Source organism: Oleiphilus sp. HI0067 (assembly GCF_001635735.1).
This window is the reverse complement of record NZ_LWFI01000220.1, coordinates 1-1,204: the sequence shown is the minus strand read 5'-3', so window position 1 is coordinate 1,204 and position 1,204 is coordinate 1. Positions and strand designations below refer to the sequence as shown.

The following is a 1,204-nucleotide window of genomic DNA, read 5'->3' as shown; positions in this document are numbered from 1 at the left end:
CCATTCAACACTTGGCAGTGCGAATTAAAGTTAGATTGATAATTTTCGTTATAAAGTTTTTTCGTTGCCCATTAACGGTTTAGCCGATGTTCTTGTTATTTTATGTGGGAAAGGATGCCGTCTAACTCATTGAGAGAGTTGTACGAAATCACTAACTTACCTTTTCCACCTTTACCATGAGCAATATCAATGCTTGCGCCAAGCTTCTCAGAGAGATCTGTTTCAAGGCGCAAGATATTGGGGTCTTTCTCTGCTTTTGTTGCTTTTTTCGTCGCTGGCGCTTCTAACATTTTTCGCACGAGCGCTTCGGTTTGTCTAACTGACATCGATCGACTATTTACTTGATTCGCGGCAGATAACTGATCTTCTTCGGCTAACGCTAACAATGCCCGACCGTGGCCCATTTCTAAGTCGCCATGCTCTAGCATTAATTTCACATCATCGTTCAAATTCATCAGTCGCAATAAATTTGTAACCGTTGAACGAGATTTGCCAATAGCCTCAGCGACTTCTTGTTGCGTAAGATCGAATTCATCTTGCAAACGTTGCAATGCAATTGCCTCTTCCATCGCATTTAAGTTTTCACGTTGAATGTTTTCGATCAATGCCATAGCTACAGCAGCTTCGTCTGGCACATCTCGAACAATTGTAGGAACGCGATCTAAACCTGCAATTTGTGAGGCTCTCCAGCGGCGCTCGCCTGCGATAATCTCAAACTTACTCTCTGAGATAGGACGAACAACAATCGGCTGCATAATACCTTGCTGTCGAATCGATTCCGCTAGCTCTTCAAGCGCTTGTTGGTCCATGTCGCGGCGTGGCTGATACTTACCTCGCTGGATCAACTCGACAGGGATCTCTCGAAGATGCTTTTCGTCATGAGTCGATTTTTTTAAGGCTTCTACATTTGAGCCTTTCAAAAGAGCTCCAAGCCCTTTTTCACCGATTACCCGCTTCTTAGCCAATTTACTTCCTCTTATACAGCCATCAAATTAGGCTGTGTTTTTTTCTTAGAACGTCGAACGATTTCGCCAGCTAAAGCTAAATAAGCTAGAGCACCTCTGGACGATTTATCATAATACAGTGCTGGCATACCATGGCTAGGAGCTTCTGCTAGTCTCACATTTCGAGGAATCGCTACCTTGTAGACTTGGTCACCAAAGTACTCTTCTAACTCCTCTGATACATCTTTAGTTAGACTATT

General features: G+C 43.4%; 2 protein-coding genes. Both read right to left on the bottom strand.

Annotation, left to right across the window (positions count from 1 at the left end; translation table 11 throughout):
* Positions 1-95: 95 nt before the first annotated feature.
* The gene (locus A3739_RS02835; protein ID WP_068482990.1) at positions 96-965 is read right to left on the bottom strand and encodes a ParB/RepB/Spo0J family partition protein; all 870 of its coding nucleotides are present in this window, start codon (positions 963-965) and stop codon (positions 96-98) included.
* 11 nt (positions 966-976) lie between these two features.
* Positions 977-1,204, bottom strand: a 228-nt coding sequence (locus tag A3739_RS02830) for a ParA family protein (protein WP_197471991.1), incomplete at its 5' end; no start/stop codon positions are given.